The 18,130-nt window shown below is 70.6% G+C and carries 15 protein-coding genes and 1 pseudogene; 6 read left to right on the forward strand and 10 right to left on the reverse strand.

The genetic code is table 11. The annotated features are described in order from the left end of the window. The first annotated feature begins 84 nt into the window (after positions 1-84). From ACH47Z_RS33355 to ACH47Z_RS33370, 4 genes are all read left to right on the forward strand, one after another. Positions 85-1,824 carry an FAD-dependent oxidoreductase gene (locus tag ACH47Z_RS33355; RefSeq protein ID WP_399080445.1) on the forward strand — a complete coding sequence of 580 codons (1,740 nt, stop codon included), beginning with the start codon at positions 85-87 and terminating at the stop codon, positions 1,822-1,824. Between the two features lie 49 nt (positions 1,825-1,873). After that, a complete protein-coding gene (locus ACH47Z_RS33360) occupies positions 1,874-2,758 on the forward strand; it encodes a dioxygenase (RefSeq protein ID WP_399080448.1) in 885 nt (294 codons plus the stop codon). Then, positions 2,755-3,852, forward strand: a complete 1,098-nt coding sequence (locus tag ACH47Z_RS33365; RefSeq protein ID WP_399080450.1) for a maleylacetate reductase — start codon at positions 2,755-2,757, stop codon at positions 3,850-3,852. Before ACH47Z_RS33360 ends, ACH47Z_RS33365 begins: the two co-directional genes overlap by 4 nt. Positions 3,853-3,980: 128 nt before the next feature. Continuing rightward, positions 3,981-4,895 (forward strand): YceI family protein, encoded by a 915-nt coding sequence (locus ACH47Z_RS33370; RefSeq protein ID WP_399080451.1) that lies wholly within the window; start codon positions 3,981-3,983, stop codon positions 4,893-4,895. Positions 4,896-4,968: 73 nt separating this feature from the next. On the opposite strand, the gene ACH47Z_RS33375 is transcribed toward ACH47Z_RS33370, so the two are convergent. Together ACH47Z_RS33375 and ACH47Z_RS33380 are read right to left on the reverse strand one after the other, a co-directional pair. Continuing rightward, positions 4,969-5,337 carry a VOC family protein gene (locus tag ACH47Z_RS33375; RefSeq protein WP_399080453.1) on the reverse strand — a complete coding sequence of 123 codons (369 nt, stop codon included), beginning with the start codon at positions 5,335-5,337 and terminating at the stop codon, positions 4,969-4,971. 124 nt (positions 5,338-5,461) lie between these two features. Next, entirely contained in the window at positions 5,462-6,685 is a 1,224-nt protein-coding gene (locus ACH47Z_RS33380; RefSeq protein WP_399080455.1) for a permease, read from the reverse strand. 357 nt (positions 6,686-7,042) lie between these two features. Between ACH47Z_RS33380 and ACH47Z_RS33385 the strand changes: the two genes are divergently transcribed. After that, complete coding sequence (locus ACH47Z_RS33385; RefSeq protein ID WP_399080457.1) at positions 7,043-8,470, forward strand: M14 family zinc carboxypeptidase; 1,428 nt, start codon at positions 7,043-7,045, stop codon at positions 8,468-8,470. Positions 8,471-8,528: 58 nt separating this feature from the next. Here ACH47Z_RS33385 and ACH47Z_RS33390 read toward each other — a convergent pair. Then, positions 8,529-9,135 (reverse strand): annotated as a pseudogene (locus ACH47Z_RS33390) (hypothetical protein). 200 nt (positions 9,136-9,335) lie between these two features. Here ACH47Z_RS33390 and ACH47Z_RS33395 point away from each other — a divergent pair. Continuing rightward, on the forward strand, positions 9,336-10,886 hold the full coding sequence (locus ACH47Z_RS33395) for an MFS transporter (protein WP_399080460.1): 1,551 nt from the start codon (positions 9,336-9,338) through the stop codon (positions 10,884-10,886). A gap of 13 nt (positions 10,887-10,899) precedes the next feature. Here the strand turns inward: ACH47Z_RS33395 and ACH47Z_RS33400 are convergent, their stop codons facing one another. The 7 genes from ACH47Z_RS33400 to ACH47Z_RS33430 all read right to left on the reverse strand — a co-directional run bounded on the left by ACH47Z_RS33400 (position 10,900) and on the right by ACH47Z_RS33430 (position 18,101). Further along, positions 10,900-13,563, reverse strand: a complete 2,664-nt coding sequence (locus ACH47Z_RS33400) for a lectin (RefSeq protein WP_399080462.1) — start codon at positions 13,561-13,563, stop codon at positions 10,900-10,902. Then, the gene (locus ACH47Z_RS33405; RefSeq protein WP_399080464.1) at positions 13,556-14,587 is read right to left on the reverse strand and encodes a hypothetical protein; all 1,032 of its coding nucleotides are present in this window, start codon (positions 14,585-14,587) and stop codon (positions 13,556-13,558) included. Before ACH47Z_RS33405 ends, ACH47Z_RS33400 begins: the two co-directional genes overlap by 8 nt. A 139-nt stretch (positions 14,588-14,726) precedes the next feature. Beyond that, positions 14,727-15,287 carry a nitroreductase family protein gene (locus ACH47Z_RS33410; RefSeq protein WP_399080467.1) on the reverse strand — a complete coding sequence of 187 codons (561 nt, stop codon included), beginning with the start codon at positions 15,285-15,287 and terminating at the stop codon, positions 14,727-14,729. Between the two features lie 38 nt (positions 15,288-15,325). Next, complete coding sequence (locus ACH47Z_RS33415) at positions 15,326-15,880, reverse strand: hypothetical protein (RefSeq protein WP_399080469.1); 555 nt, start codon at positions 15,878-15,880, stop codon at positions 15,326-15,328. 165 nt (positions 15,881-16,045) lie between these two features. Next, the gene (locus ACH47Z_RS33420) at positions 16,046-16,330 is read right to left on the reverse strand and encodes a glycosyl hydrolase family 28 protein (RefSeq protein ID WP_399080630.1); all 285 of its coding nucleotides are present in this window, start codon (positions 16,328-16,330) and stop codon (positions 16,046-16,048) included. Further along, positions 16,327-16,572, reverse strand: coding sequence for a glycosyl hydrolase family 28 protein (locus ACH47Z_RS33425; RefSeq protein WP_399080471.1), 246 nt, complete (start codon positions 16,570-16,572; stop codon positions 16,327-16,329). Before ACH47Z_RS33425 ends, ACH47Z_RS33420 begins: the two co-directional genes overlap by 4 nt. A 488-nt stretch (positions 16,573-17,060) precedes the next feature. Continuing rightward, entirely contained in the window at positions 17,061-18,101 is a 1,041-nt protein-coding gene (locus ACH47Z_RS33430) for a LacI family DNA-binding transcriptional regulator (protein ID WP_399080473.1), read from the reverse strand. Positions 18,102-18,130 lie beyond the last annotated feature (29 nt).

The following is an 18,130-nucleotide window of genomic DNA, read 5'->3' on the forward strand; positions in this document are numbered from 1 at the left end:
GTCTCGAAATGAGACACCCGCACCCCGGCGCACCGCTCCATGATCATGAATGCCTGAAGCCCGTTCTCCCCCTCAGGAGACCCCGTGTCCACCGTCGTCGAGACCGACGTCCTGATCGTAGGCAGCGGCCCCGCCGGCGCGTCGGCCGCCCTCGCCCTGAGCACCTACGGCGTGCCCAACATCGTCGTGACCCGCTATGCCAGCCTCGCCGACACGCCCCGCGCGCACATCACCAACCAACGCACCATGGAGGTGCTGCGCGACCTCGGCGTCGAACAGGACGTCATCGCCCAGGCCACCCCGCAGCACCTGATGGGCGACACGACCTTCTGCACCAGCCTGGCCGGCGAGGAACTCGGCCGGGTGCGCTCCTGGGGCAACGACCCACTCGTCCAGGCCGCGCACGACCTGGCGAGCCCGACCCGCATGTGCGACATGCCCCAGCACCTCATGGAACCGGTCCTCGTCGACGCCGCCGTCGCCCGCGGCACCCGACTGCGCTTCCAGACCGAGTACCTCTCCCACACCCAGGACACGGACGGCGTCACCGCCACCGTCCGCGACCGGCTGCGCGGGGACACGTACGAGATCCGGGCCAAGTACCTCATCGGCGCGGACGGCGGCCGCTCGAAGGTCGCCGAGGACGCGGGCCTGCCGATGGGCGGCCGGATGGGCGTCGCGGGCAGCATCAACATCGTCTTCGAGGCGGACCTGGCCCGGTACACCGCGCACCGTCCGTCCACCCTCTACTGGGTGCTCGCCCCGGGCGCGACGGTCGGCGGCATCGGCGCCGGGCTGGTGCGCTGCGTCCGGCCGTGGCACGAGTGGCTGATCGTCTGGGGGTACGACGTCACCGCGGGCGCCCCCGACCTGACCACCGAGTACGCCGAGTCCGTCGTCCGGGGGCTCGTCGGCGACGACGACATCCCCGTGACCATCAAGTCGTCCTCCGCGTGGACGGTCAACGAGATGTACGCCGAGTCGTACACGAACGGCCGAGTCTTCTGCGCCGGCGACGCCACCCACCGCCATCCACCGTCCAACGGACTCGGCTCCAACACCTCCATCCAGGACTCGTACAACCTGGCCTGGAAGCTGAGGATGGTCCTCGACGGTACCGCCCACCCCCGGCTCCTCGACACGTACACCACCGAACGCGCCCCGATCGGCAAGCAGATCGTCACCCGCGCCAACAAGTCCATCGGCGAGACCGCCCCCATATTCGAGGCACTCGACGGGCTCTCCCCGCAGACCCCCGAGCAGCTGTGGGCCAACATCGCCGCCCGCAAGGACGCCACGGAGGCCGCCGAGAAGCAGCGCGCCCGGCTGCGCGAGGCGATCGCCTTCAAGGTGTACGAGTTCAACGCGCACGGCGTCGACCTCAACCAGCGGTACGTCTCGGCCGCGATCGTGCCCGACGGCACCCCCGACCCCGGCTTCGCCCGCGACCCGGAGCTGTACCACCAGCCCTCCTCCCGCCCCGGCGCGAAGCTGCCGCACGCCTGGATCACCTGCGGCACCCGCACACTCTCCACGCTCGACACGGTCGGCAAGGGCCGTTTCACCCTGCTGACCGGCATCGGCGGCGACGGCTGGGTGCGCGCGGCGCGGGCGCAGGGCATCGACATCGCCACCGTGGTCATCGGACCCGGGCAGGAGTACGAGGACCCGTACGGCGACTGGGCACGGCTGAGCGAGGTGTCCGACGCGGGTGCCCTGCTGGTACGTCCCGACGGCTTCGTCGCCTTCCGGCACGCGTCGGCGGCCCCGGATGCCACGGAACTGCTGACGGACGCGGTGCGGCGGATCCTCGGACGCGGCTGAGTACCCGACCATGGAGGAAGCGGGACGCCGTAGACGACGAGGAGCGGGTATGACCACCGACACCACCGAGACCACCGGCGCGGCAGCGGCTGTCACCGAAGAGGCCGTCGCCAGTCTGCGCGCGACGGCCGATCCCCGGCTGCGCGAGCTGCTCGGCGCACTGATCCGCCATCTGCACGACTTCGCGCGCGAGACCCGGCTCACCCAGGCGGAGTGGGAGAAGGCCATAGGTTTCCTGACGGCGACCGGGCAGACCTGCACGGACACGCGCCAGGAGTTCATCCTGCTGTCGGACGTCCTCGGCCTGTCCATGCTCGTCGAGACCATCAACGGCGACCGCGTCCCCGGCGCCACCGAGTCGACCGTCCTCGGCCCCTTCCACCTGACCGGGTCGCCCGCTCGTCAGCTCGGCGACGACATCGACCTGGTGGGCGGCGGCGAGCCGTGCGTGGTCAGCGGCAGGGTGCTGTCGCAGGACGGTACCCCGCTGCCCGGAGCGGCCCTGGACGTCTGGCAGGCGGACGCCGAGGGCTACTACGACGTGCAGCAGCCGGACGTCCAGCCCGCGGGCAACGGCCGCGGGCTGTTCACCGCCGACACCGAGGGCCGCTTCCGGTTCCGCACCTGTGTACCGGCCCCCTACCCGATCCCCACCGACGGCCCGGTCGGCGCACTGCTGCGCGCCACCGGCCGGCACCCCTACCGCCCCGCGCACATCCACTTCATCGCCACGGCCGACGGCCACACCCCCGTCACCACACACATCTTCGTGGCCGGCAGCGACTACCTGGACTCCGACGCCGTGTTCGCGGTGAAGGAGAGCCTGGTGCAGGAGTTCACCGTGACCGACGACCCGGCTCTGGCCCGGGAGTTCGGCGTCCCGAACCCCTTCCGACAGGCGCGTTTCGACCTCGTCCTGGAGCGTGCGTCATGACGTTCTCCACCGACTTCACCGATTTCACCGGCTTCGTGTACGAGACCCGGCCCGTGCGGGTCGTCTTCCGGCCGGGCGCGTCCGTGACCGCGATCCCGGAGGAGGCCCAACGCCTCGGTCTGCGGCGGCTGTTGGTGGTCTGCGGCAACCGGGGCGAGACCGACGCCCGGGCGGTGGCGGACTCGCTCGGCGACACCTGCGTGGGACTGCACGCCGAGGCCCGGATGCATGTCCCCGTCGAGGTCGCCGACCGGACCGTCGCGGTGGCGCGGGCGGCCGGGGCCGACGGGTGCGTCGCGGTCGGCGGCGGCTCGGCGATCGGCCTCGGCAAGGCGATCGCGCTGCGCACCGGCCTCCCGCTGATCGCCGTGCCGTCCACCTACGCGGGCTCGGAGATGACCCCGGTCTGGGGCCTGACGGAACACGGGGTCAAACGCACCGGACGCGACCCGGTGGTCCAGCCCCGCAGCGTCGTCTACGACCCCGACCTCACCCTCTCCCTCCCCGTGCCGCTCTCCGTGACCAGCGGCATCAACGCACTGGCCCACGCCGTCGAGGCGCTGTACGCCCCGGACACCTCGCCGCTGGTCTCGCTCATGGCACAGGAGGGCGTCCGCGCGATGGCGGGAGCACTGCCACGGCTGGCCGCCGAGCCCGCCGACCTCGACACGCGGAGCCGGGCACTGTACGGGGCATGGCTGTGCGGATCGTGCCTCGGGGCGACCACCATGGGGCTGCACCACAAGCTGTGCCATGTCCTCGGCGGCACGTTCGGAGTCCCGCACGCGGAGACTCACACGGTGCTGCTGCCGTACGTCCTCGCCTACAACGCGCCCACGGTGCCGCAGGCGATGGCGGCCCTGAACGCGGCGCTGGACACCCAGGACGCCCCACGCGCCCTGCGGGATCTGGCGGTTGGCCTGGGCGCACCGCGTTCTCTCGCCGAACTCGGTCTGACAGAGGGCGACTTGACGGTGGTGGCCGAACGGGTGACGGGCAATCAGTACGCCAATCCACGCCCCGTCACGGCGGAGGATGTCCTCGGAGTGCTCCGAGCGGCGTACGAGGGGCGAGAACCGACCGTCCCGTCCTGACCGGAAGCGACCGCCTCGAGGTGTCTCGTATTGAGACACCCTTGCCCGCGCGGCCTGCCACAAGATCGAACGGGGGGTACGACCCTATGCGGGCGCGGTCGCGCCAACCGTGAAGAAAGGTGAACATCATGGCCCTCACACTGCTCCGGCGCCGGCGGCCCAAGGGCGCCTCGGCCGAGGCGGCGGGCCTTTCGCTCCCCCTCCCGCCCGGCGCGGGCGCCGTGGGCCGCGAGGTCGTCGACCCGATGGGTTCGCCCATGGCGGCCGCGGACGTCACGCTCACCGCGCTCGACACGCACCGCGTCGTGGCCCGCGGCACCACCGACCCGTACGGCCTCTTCGTCGCGGCACTGCCGCCCGGCCAGTACAGTCTGCTGATCGCCGCGGAGGGGCTGCAGCCGCACCGTGAGACGGTCGGCATCGTGGCGGGCACGGCCTCGCCCCCCGAGCGCGTCCGGCTGCAGCCCGCGCAGGCCCTGCAGCTGCCCATGCCCGGCACCTGGCTCTTCGATCCGCCGCACACGGCCATCCGCTTCATCGCCAAGCACGTCGGCATGGCCCACGTCCACGGCCGTTTCGAGCGCTTCGACGGCGGCATCCAGATCGCCCAGGACATGACCCAGTCCCGGGTCCACGTCCGCATCGACGCGTCCAGCATCACCACGGGCAACAACACCCGCGACAACCATCTGCGCTCGGCCGACTTCCTCGACGTCGAACGCTTCCCGTACATCAACTTCGCGAGCACGCGCTTCGCCTACCGGGGCGGCAGCAAGTGGACCCTCCAAGGCTCCCTGACCATGCACGGCGTGAGCCGCTCGGTGTCCCTGGACACGGCCTACCTCGGCACGGTGAACGGCGGTTACGGCGAGGAACTGCGCTGCGCGGCCCTGGCCAGGGCGGAACTGCACCGCGAGGACTACACCCTGAACTGGCGCTCGATGCTGGCCCGCGGGATCGCGGTGGTCGGCCCGACGGTCCAGCTGGAACTGGACGTACAGGCGATGTACCGGACCCACGACACACCCACGCCTCCGGAGTAGCCCCGGCGTCACCGACCAGCGGACACCGAGGTCGTCCGTGCGCCGCCCGCCGTAGGTGAAGAACGCTTCCGGGTCACGTGAGGGGTTCGACGAATTCGAGCCGGTTGCCGACCGGGTCCGCGCTGTAGAAACAGCGGTGGCCGGGGAGGGTGTCGTCCCAGACCACCGGGGCGCCGTGGGCCGCCAGCCGGTCGGCGAAGGCGTCGATGTCCTTCACCCGCAGGCCCGGATGGGCCCTCTTCGCCGGACGGAAGGGTTCCTCGACGCCCAGCCGGAGCCGGACGCTGCCGTCGGGGGTCGCGAACCATACGCCGCCCCGCCTGGCCGGCACAGGCGGCCTGGGAATCTCGACGAGGCCCAGGGCATCGACGTAGAAGGTCCTCAGGCAGTCCTCGCTCGCGGGCGGTGCGGCGAGTTGGACGTGGTCGAGAGCGACAAGCATGACGGACGGTCCTCCGGCAGGAAAGGTGTCGTTTCTGTACCAGTGAGACGAAACAATGACTCTCATAGTTTCACAATCACGCAAATGAGAAAGTTTTGGGGGCAGGCCCGGCAATGACAGGGAGTCATGTGTCGTGGAGGTGACCGTCGTCCGGGCCCGGCGAGCCCGCATGGTGCCCGTACTGCCCATGCCCGTGGTCGGCGTGATCCCGGCCGGTGTCGGGTGAGCCGCCCATCATGCCCAGCATGGACGGTCCGCCGGTCAGCAGGAACCGCACCAGGAGTACGGCGGCGAGGACGAGGAAGGCGATGTTGAGCCAGGTGGTGTAGTTCCAGCTGACGCCTTCCATGGGGATCTTCGCGTCGCCCTGGTCGGGGATCAGGCCGAGGCCGCCGAAGGCGAACTCCACGATGAATCCGGCGATGACCATCGCGAGGTAGAAGGTGCCGAGGAGGAAGGCGGCCGTCTTCGCGCCGTAGTACTTCCGGTAGATGTTGAGGATCGGCAGGATCAGCAGGTCGGCGAAGATGAACGACACGACGCCGCCGAAGCTGATCCCTCCCTTCCACAGCACCACGGCCAGCGGCACGTTTCCGATGGAGCACACGAACGAGGCGATCGCCACCAGCGGGCCGACGACGGGCCCCCACAGCTTTGCGGCGAGCGGGTGGCCGTCGAAGAAGAAGGTGCGCCAGAAGGAGTCCGGTACCCAGGCGGCGATGGCGCCGGCGATGAGCAGACCGACGACCAGGTCGCGCAGGATCGCCGCCCATTCCATGACGAACACGTGGCTGGTGGAGGTGAGGCCCTCGCGGGAGAACAGACGCCGGACGAAGGAACCTTCGCGCTGCACGGACATGTCCATCGCGGCATGGCCCTCCATCGACCCGGCAATGCCCCGTTCCGCCTGCTCGCGGGCCTGACGCAGCAGCCCCGAGCGCAGGAACAGCCGGAACAGGACAGCCAGCACCGTGATCATGATGGGTCCGCCGACGAACTCGGCGGCGGTGAACTGCCAGCCCATCAGCAGCGCCAGGATGACACCGAGCTCGACGACGAGGTTGGTGGAGGCGATCTCGAACGCCATCGCGGCGGTGAAGTTCGCCCCCTTGCGGAACAGCGAGCGGGCCAGCGCCACCGCGGCGTAGGAACAGGACGAGGACGCCACGCCCAGGCCTGCGGAGAGGGCCAGAGTGCGGGGCCGGTCGTCGCCGAGCAGTGCGACGATGGTGGACTTGCGCACCACGGCTTGGACTACGGCGGACAGGGCGAAACCCAGGATCAGCGCCCAGGTGATCTCCCAGGTCATGGCCCCCGTGATCGACAGTGCGTGCAGGACGGCGTGCATCTGTGAAGTCTTCCCTCCGAAGGGCGGCGTACAACGGGCGGACACGCCCACCGGCCGGGCTCGACTGACACAGCGTCAGTCGAGCCCGGCTCGGGGCGGTGAAGGTATGGGTGGCGTCATCCAGGTGCCCCTGTGACAGGGACTCCGTCGGCGCCGGCGCGATCGCGGCCAACTGCCCCTTGGAAACGGCCATCACGTCCCATGGGCCGCCGCCCCCTGGCCACCGACTCCTCGTCAAGCTAGACCTGACGATGCCGCGCCGCGCTGCCGGGCCGTACCGCACCCCCCGACGCTCTGCCATTCTCACCATGGACATGCCATATTTGGGGAGTCCATCCCCCACGAAAGGTCACCTCCATGGCACACAAACGCCTGGCGGGCCTGACCGCCGGTGTCGTCATCGCCGCCGCGGCCCTGTTGCCGCAGGTCGCGCAGGCCGGTACCGGCGCGGACGCCACAACGGGCCGGGCCACCGCCACCGGCCGCGCCCACGGCGGGCACCGTACGGTCGTCATCTACCGCGTGCCCACGCGCAATCCGCGCACCGACGCCGAACGCCTCGTCGACTCCGGATACGACCTGCTGGAGAAGCGGCAGGACGACAGCCTGTTCGTCGCCGGCGACACGGCGACCGCGGCCGGACTGCGACGGCTCGGCTTCACCCCCGCGATCGCCACCACACTGACCGAGGCGATCCCCTCCACCACCCCGGCGCCGCGCGCCCTGGGCGACACCTACGACGGCGGCTACCACACGGTCACCGGCCAATACTCCCACCTGGACACCGCCGTGTCCCAACACCCCGATCTCGCCAAGGTGGTGACGTACGGCCAGTCATGGCTCAAGCAGCGCGGGCGGGGCGGCCGTGACCTCAAGGCGATATGCATCACCAAGATCCAGACGGGCGACTGCGCCCTCAGCCCGAACTCGACCAAGCCGCGGTTCTTCCTGATGAGCCAGATCCACGCCCGCGAACTGACGACCGGTGAGATGTCGTACCGCTGGATCGACGCGCTGACCAACGGCTACGGCAAGGACTCGGCGATCACCCAGCTGATGAACACCACCGAGATGTGGGTGGTGCCCGACGCCAATCCCGACGGTGTCGACATGGTCGCGGCGGGCGGCGGCAACCCCGTCCTGCAGCGCAAGAACGCCGACGACTCGCACGGCTCACGGTGCGGGGTGAGCGCGTACAGCCAGATCGGCGTCGACCTCAACCGCAACGCCGGCACCCACTGGAACACCTCCGGCACCTCCAGCGCGTCCTGTGACCAGACCTACGGCGGTCCCGCGAGCGACTCCGAGGTGGAGAACACCGCGCTGGAGAACCTCTTCCGCCAGCTGTTCCCCGCGGTGCGCACCGGCACCAGCGACACCGCCCCGGCGCCGACGAACGCCAAGGGCATGATGATCACCATGCACAGCGACGCCAGCATGGTGCTCTTCCCCTGGGAGTACAAAGCCACCGTGCACACCGGCAACGACACCGCCCTGCGCGCGCTCGCCGCCCACATGGCCTCGCTGACCGGCTATCAGTACGGCCAGGCGGGCGAGATCCTCTACAACGCCTCCGGCGGAACCGACGACTGGACCTACGACAAGCTCGGCCTGGCCAGCTTCACCATCGAGATCGGCGACAGCGACGGCGTCGGCTGCGACGGCTTCACCCCGCCGTACTCCTGCCAGGACAGCTACTTCTGGCCGAAGATCGAACCCGCACTCCTCTACGCCGCCCAGCACGCCACGTCCCCCTACAGCACCACGTCAGCCGCAGGCCACTGACGCCCCCCAGGTCCCGCGCGGCTGCACGCCCACGCGTGCCGGCCGTGCGGGCCGTCCGCTAGGGCGCGGAGCGGGGAGCCTGGGTCGAGACCAGTTCGGCGGCTTCTTCCTCCGTCGCGACGGCGGGCGGGGATCCGGCCAGGGGTTTGTTGGCGGTTTCCCACATGCACAGGACGGCGATGACGCCGACGGCCGCCGCGGCGCTCGCGTAGTGGGCCGGCATGAGATTGGTACCGAAGGCGCTGATCAGGGCCGTGATCACCAGGGGGGGCGTACCGCGGAAGGGGATGCACCGGCCCCAGTGCAGCATCTGCTCCCGGCTGAGGACCCCGCCGAGGACGACGAGGCCGGACGCCGCGACGTACCCGGCGAGCGTGCCGAGCTCCAGGAAGCCGCCGGAGAAGCCGCGCCGTCTGTCGGGCGCGGACTCCGCGATGAAGGTCGAGCCCGGAGGGAAAGAAGACCTTCCCGATGGTCGAGGCCAGGTAGCTGTATATGCCGAAGTCGTACCACTCCATCGCGTTGCCGAGGGCGGCCGCCTTGGTGGCCCGCCTGACCGCCGCCTCGTCGGTCGCCGTGATGTCGCCGCGGCGCAGCCGCGACCGCGCATGGCGGCCTCGTGCGGTTGTCCGGTCCATCGACTCGTCATCGCCGGTCGCCGCCATGACAACGCTCCCCGTCCCGATCGGTGTCCCCCACGAACGACGGCACCCTTCGCGCCCCCTCAAACAAACCTCTTCACACCCCCGGCCGGCCGAGGGCCTTCTCCGCGGACGGCTTCGGGTTGCAGGCTGTGGGGTGTGCCGGTGCGCTGAAAGGGGAACGCGACCGTCCGGGGGTGCGCCACGGGGCGAGAGGAGCGCATGTGACTGCGTCCACGCCGGCGGCGGGCGGCCGCGACCAGGACCCTCAGGACGTCCGGGACCTCCAGGGCCCCCAGGAGGCCGGATACGAGCCGGACCCGCAGCGGTGGCGGGCCCTGTGGGTCACCCTGGTGGCCGGCTTCATGAGCCTGCTGGACGTGACGATCGTGGCGGTCGCCCTGCCCACCATCCAGCGTGACCTGCACGCCTCCGCCGCCCAGGTGCAGTGGGTGGTCTCCGGCTACGCCCTCGCCTTCGCCCTCGCCCTCGTCACCGCCGGCCGGCTCGGCGACGCGCTGGACCGGCGCCGTATCTTCCTGCTCGCGCTCAGTGGCTTCGTCGTCTTCAGCGCGGCCTGCGGAGCGGCCCCCGACATCACCCTGCTGGTCGTGGCCCGGCTCGCCCAGGGACTGGCGGCGGGGTTCATGGCCCCGCAGAACTCCGCGCTCATCCAGCAGCTGTTCCGCGGCGCCGAACGCGGTCGCGCCTTCGGTTTCTTCGGCGCCACCGTCGGCATCTCCTCCGCCGTCGGCCCCCTCACCGGCGGCGCCATCCTCGCCCTGGCCTCCGGCGCCCAGGGCTGGCGCTGGATCTTCTACGTCAACGTCCCCATCGGCGTCGTCGCCGTCCTCCTGGGCCGCCGTCTGCTGCCCCGCATCCGCCGCTCCGGCCACGCCCGCGGCCATGTGGACACGCTCGGCGTCCTGCTCCTGGGCCTCGGCGTCCTGGCGCTCATGTATCCGCTGGTCCAGGCGGACTCCGGCGGCATCGGCCATGTGTGGTGGCTCTTCCCCGCCGGCGCCGTGCTCCTCGCCGTCTTCACCCGCCGGCAGCACCGTCTCGTCGTGCGGGGCGCGCAGCCACTGCTCGACCCCCGTCTGTTCACCACCGTGCGCGGCTACGCCATCGGCGCCGGCGTCGGCACCCTGTACTTCATCGGGTTCAGTGGCGTCTGGCTGGTCTTCGCCCTCTTCTACCAGCACGGCCTGGGCTACTCCCCGCTCCGCTCCGGCCTGGCCGTCACCCCCTTCGCCCTGGGTTCGGCGAGCGCCGCCGTGATCGCCGGCCGGCTCGTGGAACGCTTCGGCCGCACACTCACCGTCTGCGGCCTCGTCAGCGTGATCGCCGGCCTGGGCGGCACGGCACTGCTGCTCCGCTACGCGCCCCTGGGCACCGCGCCCTGGGTCGCCGCCCCCCTGCTGTTCCTCGGCGGCACCGGCAGCGGCTTCGTGGTCTCCCCCAACATCACCATGACCCTGCGCGACGTCCCCGTCCGCATGGCCGGCGCCGCCGGTGGCGCCCTGCAGACCGGACAGCGACTGGGCGCCGCGCTGGGCACCGCCACGCTGCCCGGACTCTTCTACCTCACGCTCGGCAGGACCAACGACTACCCACGCGCTCTCGTCACCGCCCTGAGCGCCGCCCTCGTCGCCCTGACGGCGTCCCTGGCGCTCGCGGCGTTCGACTGGCAGCGCGACCGGCGCATCCGCAGGCGCTGCCGGAAATGCCCCGACGAGGTCTCCAACAGCCCCATGCACTCCCGGCAGACCTGACCCGCCCCCCCCTTTACGAGGGCAGGGTCCAGCGCTGCCCGACACTGCCCGTGCAGGTGGCCAGGGTCAGCTGGGTCTTGTTCGTCGCGCCGTTGCCGGCATCGCTGAGGCAGAGCCCTGAGACCGGGTTGACGAGTTCCCCCGTGCCGTCGGGCCGCCACTGCTGGGCCTCGGTGCCGTTGCAGGTGTGGAGTTGGATCTTCGTGCCGGAGGTGGTCGCGCCGTCGGTGACGTCCATGCAGTCGTTCAGCACCTGCAGGGTGCCGTCGGGGACGACCTTCCAGGTCTGCGCGTCCGTGCCGTTGCAGGTGTAGACCTGGACGGCCGTGCCGTTGGAGGTACCGGCGCCGGCGTCGTCGACGCACCTGCCGGCCGCGGTCTCGGTGATCGGGCCGCTGGGCTGCGCCACTCCCGTGCCCGGGGTGCCGTCGTAGGACGGCGGTGCGGCCGAGGCGTCCGCCGCCCACTGCGTGTCGGCGGTCGAGGCGAGGGTGAAGTCCAGTTCGGCGGAAGACGCGAGGAAGGAGGCCGGCACGTAGGCCTTGTTCCAGGCGCTGCCGTTGAGGGTCAGGGCCTGGACGTACGGTGAACCGTCAGCCGCCGCGGGGGCGTTGACGGTCAGGGTGTGCCCGCCCGCGGTGACGACGGCCGAGGTGAACAGGGGGCTGCCGAGGGCCAGGTCGGCGGTGCCCGGTGTCTCCGGGTAGAGGCCGAGCGCGGACCAGACGTACCAGGCGCTCATCTCGCCCAGGTCGTCGTTGCCGGGTTCGCCCCCGGCGGCGTTCGTCCACAGCTGGTCCTGGACGGCACGCACCGTGGACTGCGTCTTGTAGGGCTGACCGACCCAGTCGTACTCCCACGGCAGGCCGATGCTGGGCTCGTTGCCCATGTTGGACTGGGTGCCGATGACACTGCCCAGGCCCTGGTAGCCGCTGAGCACGCTGTCCAGGTACGACGCCAGGGACGAGGTGCCGCCCTCCAGGGACGCCAGTTCGGCGATGTTGAACGGGATCATCGGCGTGTAGGTGAAGGCGTCGCCCTCGGCGAAGTCGTTGGCCGAGGTGCCGGTGATCAGCTTGGCGTTGAAGCCGTCCATCCAGCGGCCGTTGGAGTGCCGCGGCTGGATGTAGCCGGAGGACGTGTTGAAGATGTTCTCCCAGTCCTGCGCCCGGTTCTGGAACTTCTTCCGGTTCGCGCTGTCGCCGAGTGCGCCCGCGAACTGCGACAGGGCGAAGTCGTCGGTGTCGTACTCGAGTTGGGTGGAGGTGGTGGCGTACTCGTGGCAGCAGCCGTACAGGGAGTTGGTGGGCAGGTAGCCGAAGGAGTCCAGGTAGGTCACCCCGGGTGTGACGTCGGTGTCGGTGGTCTGCTCCCTGATCATGGCGGCGAGGGCCGTGGAGGTGTCGAAGTTCCGTGCGCCGAAGGCGTAGTAGTCGGCCAGCACGGGCACGGCCGGGTCGCCGACCATGATGTGCGTCTCGCCGGTGGCCATGCCCCACTTGGTGAGGGTGCCGCCCTGCTGGTAGTCGTTGACGATCGACTGCGCCATGTCGGAGGCGGCCGTCGGGTCGAGCAGCGCCGTGAGCTGTGCCTGGGAACGGTAGGTGTCCCAGTTGGAGAAGTCGGTGTACTGGGCACTGTGGCCGCCGGTCACGGTGTGCACGGCGCCGTCGTAGCCGCGATAGGAGCCGTCGGCGTCGCTGACCACGCTGGGGAAGAGCGAGGCGTGGTAGAGGGCGGTGTAGAAGACGCGCTGCTGGTCGCTGGTGCCGCCGCTGACCATGATCTTCGACAACGCGTTCCGCCATGCCGTCGTCGCGGCGGACTTCACGTCGGCGAAGCTCTTGCCGGTGACCTCCGCGTCCCGGTTGGCGGCCGCCTCGGCCACGGACGTGTAGGAGATGCCGACGCGGGCCTCGACTGTTCGCCTGCTCGTGGTGTCGAAGGTCAGGTACTCGCCGCCGCTGTAGCCGCCGCTGGCGGTGAAGGGGCGGTCGAAGGTGAGGGCGAAGTAGAGGGTGAAGGGGTTGCTGGCCTCGCAGAAGCCGGTGCTGGTCACCGAGCCGGTCACCGTGTCGCCGCCGGTCACGTTCAGCGTCGAGGAGGTGTAGGGGGTCTGTGTGCCGTTCAGTTTCAGCAGCAGGTCGGCCCGGGTGGTGGCGGGGAAGGTGAACTGGCCGATCCCCGCGTGTGTGGCGGTGGTGAGCGCCACGCTCGTGCTGTTGCCGAGGGTGACGGAGTAGGAGCCGGGGGACGCCGTCTCGTTCGCGTGGGAGTACGACACCGTCGTGGAGCCGGGGTCGGAGCCGATCGCGCCGACCACGGGCAGGATGGGCAGGTCCCCGGCGGCGTCGCAGCCGACGCCGGAGACGTGGGTGAGGCTGAAGCCGGAGACGGCCGAGTCGGCGTAGTTGTACCCACCGCCCTTGGGCCGGGAGGTGGTGTCCGGGGACCACTGGAGCATGCCGTGCGGGACATCGGCGCCGGGGAACGTGTTCCCGGCGCTGAAGTCGCTGTTGGAGCCGGTGCCGATGTAGGGGTTGACCAGCGGCACGGGATCGGACACGGCCGCGGCCCGTGCCGCCGGGGCGAGTTGGCCGGGCAGGGCGAAGGCCAGTGCCATCGCGCCGGCCGCCAGCACCCGCAGCAGGGGGCGGGAGCGCAGGACTTCAGCCACGGCTCAGCACCTCGCCGAGAACTCCGTTCGCCGGGGCGGTGATCCAGTCGGTGGAGATGTAGGAGGCGCCGTCGGCGGCGAGTTCGGCGACGCGGGCCTGGGCGTCGGCCAGGGACGGATCGGAGGAACTGAGGGCGGGTGACACGTCGTAGGCGTCGGTGACGACGGTGAGGTAGTGGTTGGTGTCGTACCACTGGGTGTCGCCGTCGCCGACCCAGGCGGCCGCGTCCGCGTCGAACACCACGAACCAGGGGCGCAGGGTGGTGTCGCTGTAGCGGGTGCGCGGGTCCACCGCCTGCGCGCCGAGCACGCTGGGGAAGACGGCGGCCCGGTCGATGGCCCCGGCGGCGTTCAGGTCCTTGAGGTGCTGGGCGTAGACGACGTCCACCCAGGTGGAGGCGGGGTCGACGGCCTGCTCGAAGGTGCCCGGGATGACCTCCACGATCGCCTTGCCGCTCAGGGCCGTGGATCCGGCCCAGTTGTTCGCGCGGGCGGCGGTGTCGAGGTCCGGGTAGCGGGTGCCGTCGCTCTTGGTCAGCAGGTCGGCGGGGGTGTAGAGGGCGCTGCCGAGGTGGGTCTTGACGTACGCGTCGAACGAGGTCGGGTTCATGCCCAGGGTGTTGTCGAACCCGTTCTTCATCTCGATCTTGACCATGATCGGATGGCTGGCGGGGTGGGCCTGCAGCCAGATCCGGATGTCGTCGAGGCAGCTGTCCAGGTTCTGGTTGCGGTCGCCGGTGTAGAGGTCGGCGGCCGTGCTCGCCTGGACACAGTTGTTGTCGCTGCCGAGCGGGTTGCTGTGGCTCACGTTCCACTTGCCGGTGAACACGTTGGCCCAGGTGTCCAGTTCCACCAGGGAGGTGCCGGTGTCCAGGGCGTTGGCCAGGTAGGTGTACGTCGACTTGTCGTTGTACGTGTTGTGGATGCCGGTGCCGGAGACCTCGGCCAGCGACGTCCCGGCGAGGTCCGCGGCGTGGGCGGACGGCATCGTTGTCAGGGCGAGCAGCAGCGCCGGGACGGCCAACAATACGGCCCGTACTCTTCGACAAATCATGCCCATGCCAAACCCTCTCCCGCAGTACGCCGTGGTCGCGCAGAGCCTAGAGGGGACGGGCGTCCATTCGCTACGCCCCGGTAACCGCTTTCCCAACATCCAGGAACCGTTACGGATGTGACGCCCAGGGAGCGGACAGCAGATCCGCGATGCTGCGCCGGTCACGGCTCTCCGTCGGCTCCTCGGCCGCCTTTCCCAGCGCGACCATGGAGACGATCACCCAACCCGGGTTCGGGCTCAGTTCCTTGGTGAGGCCTTCCAGATCGAAGGCGCGGAACTGGTGGGCGGCCAGACCCATCGCCTGCGCCTGGACGGTCATATGGGCGATGGCCTGGCCGAGGTCGTAGTCCGCGAACTCGGAGTAGAGCAGCGGTGTGTCGTCGACGTGCCGGCGCGTCAGCGTGACCACGAGCAGGCCCGCGTCCGTCGCCCACCGGGCCGAGCTGGGCGCGAGATGGCGCACCACCCGCTCGTGCTCCGGCTCACCGGGCCGGCTCGTGAAGAAGCCCCATGGCTGGGAGTTGCCGGCGGAGGGCGCCCATCGTGCCGCTTCGAGCAGCAGGCCCAGCGAGTGGTCGTCGACGGTGGCCGACGGGTCGAACCGGTAGGGGCTGAACCGTCCCGCCAGCAGAGGGTGGATACCGGCGGGCGGTTCCTGATCACGTTGCATGTCCCGGTGCAACCGATCACCGTACGGGCGTATTCCAGTCAAGGCCGTGAGCGGTTCGGCACGTTCACAGCAGGCCCTCGGCGGCGGTCAGGGCTCGCTTCCAGCTGCGGATGTCGGTGGTCGTGTTGTTCACGGGCGTGCTCGCCGCGACGTGCGGAGCGTGGCCGGCCCGGGTGCCGTTCGTCCAGGCTCCCCTCGGCGTGCAGGGCGACGGCCCAGCCGCCCGCGTGGCCGTCCGCGGTGGCGGGCGGCTTGCCGAGCGGCACCGCCTCGGTGAGCCGGTCGGCGGTCAGGGTGAAGGCGACGGTCAACTCACTGGTCAGGCCGTAGGGGTTCGGGCTGGCGTTCACCGGCGCGGTGACCGGACCGGGGTTGCGCGGTGCGCCGCCGTCGGAGCCGTCATGGGCGTGGCGTAACCAGGCGAAGTCCGCCTGTCCGCCGGTGCCGTTGACGTTGACGTTGACGTTGAAGGTGAACAGGCCGGGCTTGCTGCCCTTCCAGAGCGCGTAGGCGAGCGTGACGGCGCCACCGAGCCTCACGTTCGTGGCGATGTCGGCGTTCGTCAGCGCCCCGGCACTGAGGAAGGTGGTCATCGCCGGAGTCGAGCGGTGACGACGACCACCCCGTGTCATCGGGTCACAGCGCGGGACAGCCGGGGAAGGAGCAGCTCGGCACGGAACCGCTGCCGCTGACCGAGCTGGTGGTCTGCGCGTACGACGCGGTGTACGCGGTGGCGTCCAGGCTCACGTTCTCCAGTGTCAGGCCCAGCGGATAGCCCGAGTTGAGTCCGACGAAGGTGGACTTGGCGCCGGAGAGGGGCTGGTCGACTTCAGCCCGTTGACCGTGATGCCGGTGAAGTACGGCGTGTACGAGCCGGTGCCGCCCGCGTAGTGGGTGTCGAAGACCAGCGGATACCTCACCTTGGTCAGGCATGTGTCGGTGTACGTCACCTGCGAGACCTTGCCGCCGTGGGCGGGCGAGGACTTGATCCGCAGCCCGTTGCTGCTGGAGCTGGTGTTGCCGAAGCTGTCGGTGCCGGTCAGGGTGTCGTTCTCGACGAGGACTTGGTGACCCCGCTGGAGGTCTCCGAGCCGATCGAGATGCCGTGCGTGCCGTAGAAGTGGCTGTTCCTGACGGTGATGTTGCTGCTCGCCTTCGAACCGCCCTTGATGGCGATGCCGTCGTCACCGTCCTGGATGGAGGAGTCGGCGATGGTGACGTCGGTCGCGCCGGCCGGGTCGATACCGTCCGTGTTGCGTGCGGTGGCGGGGGTCTTGATCCGCACGCAGCGTGAGCGAGCCGAGCGTGCCGAGCACCACGTGTGCGACGGTGAGCGCGCGACTGCAGATGGCCAACCGGTAGGCCGACAGCACCGCCGAGGCCACACCGCCCGACACCGCACGCATCCAGTCCGCGCTGGACGCGTGCCGGGGCAGCCGCACCACGCCCGTCGCCGTCAAGCTCGTCGCCGGTGACTCGACCCACGCGGGAACGGTCGCGACGGCGGCGGCCGCGACACCGGGCACCGCCGTCACCGCGAGCTCGGTACCTCCGCCCGCGACGAGCAGGGCGATCCCGGCTCCGGTCAGCGCGCGCACGTTGACGGGGTTTCTTCTGCGATGCATGGCGACTCCATCGGCGAGGGAACCGGTAGGGCTCCCTCCGGTCGACGACGGCACTGCCCTGCACCACGCCCGGCGGCTTCGGGCAGCGCCCCTGCGCGGGTGAGTGGCCGCCGGCGGGCCGAAGGTTGCCGCCTCGGGGACGTCCTCATCACGTCGACTCCCGCACCACCAGTCGGCACGGAACCGTCCGCACCCCCGGCGTCGCCTCCCCCGCGTCGATCGCCTCGAGCAGTCGTAGGGCCGCGATCCGCCCGATCTCCGTGAGGTTCATGTCGATCGTGGTGAGCGGGGGGCGGCTGGCCAGGGCCATGGTGTCCCAGTTGTCGTAGCCGACGACCGCGATGTCCCCGGGGACACCGACGCCTCGCTCGCGCAGCGCGTCGGTGACACCGCGGGCTATCTGGTCGTTGCCGCAGAAGAAGGCGTCCGTGTCGGGGGCCGTGCGCAGGACGGCATCCGCCGCGCGGCGGCCCCAGGCCTCGCTCCACTCGCCGAAGTGGACACGTTCGGTGGACAGCCCCAGGCCCGCCTCCCTCAGGTGCTCCACGGCGTGGCGGGCCCGGTCGCGGGCGGCCGCGTGGTGCTCGGGGCCGGTGACGTGGGCGATGCGGGTGCGTCCGGTGGACAGCAGGTGCTCCATGGCCAGATCGGAGCCGCCCTTGTCGTCCGTGACGACGGACATGTCACCGGGGTCCGTGGACGGCGAGAGCGCGTAGACCACCGGAATCGACTCCAGGCCGTTGATGCCGGTCAGCGGCGGGCGCGGGTCCGTGCGGCGGCCGGTGACGATGATGCCGTCGACCCGCCGGTCCATGAGGTTGCGCAGGTGATGCTGTTCGCGGATGGCGTCGCCGCGCGTGTCGCACAGCAGGACCGAGATCTTGCCCGCGCCGAGGGCGTCCTCGGCCCCGAGGAGGACGGGCGTGCTGAAGCGGCCGATGCCGTCGGTGGTCATCAGGCCGACGGTCCAGCTGCGGCCGGTGTGCAGGCTCTGGGCGTGCTGGTTGGGGCGGAAACCGAGAGCTTCCACCGCGTCCAGCACGCGCTGCCGGGTCTCCGGACGCATCCGGCCGGCGCCGCTGAGCGCCTTGGAGGCCGTGCCCACGCTGACGCCGGCGAGCGCGGCGACGTCGGCGAGCCTGGCCCGGCCGGTGGGAGGAGAGCCTGGAGCACCAGCGGGAGCGGTCACGAGCAAACCTTTTCCTAGACAACGGGGAC

Origin of the sequence: Streptomyces sp. NPDC020192 (assembly GCF_044388685.1) — a bacterium.
GTDB lineage: Bacteria > Actinomycetota > Actinomycetes > Streptomycetales > Streptomycetaceae > Streptomyces.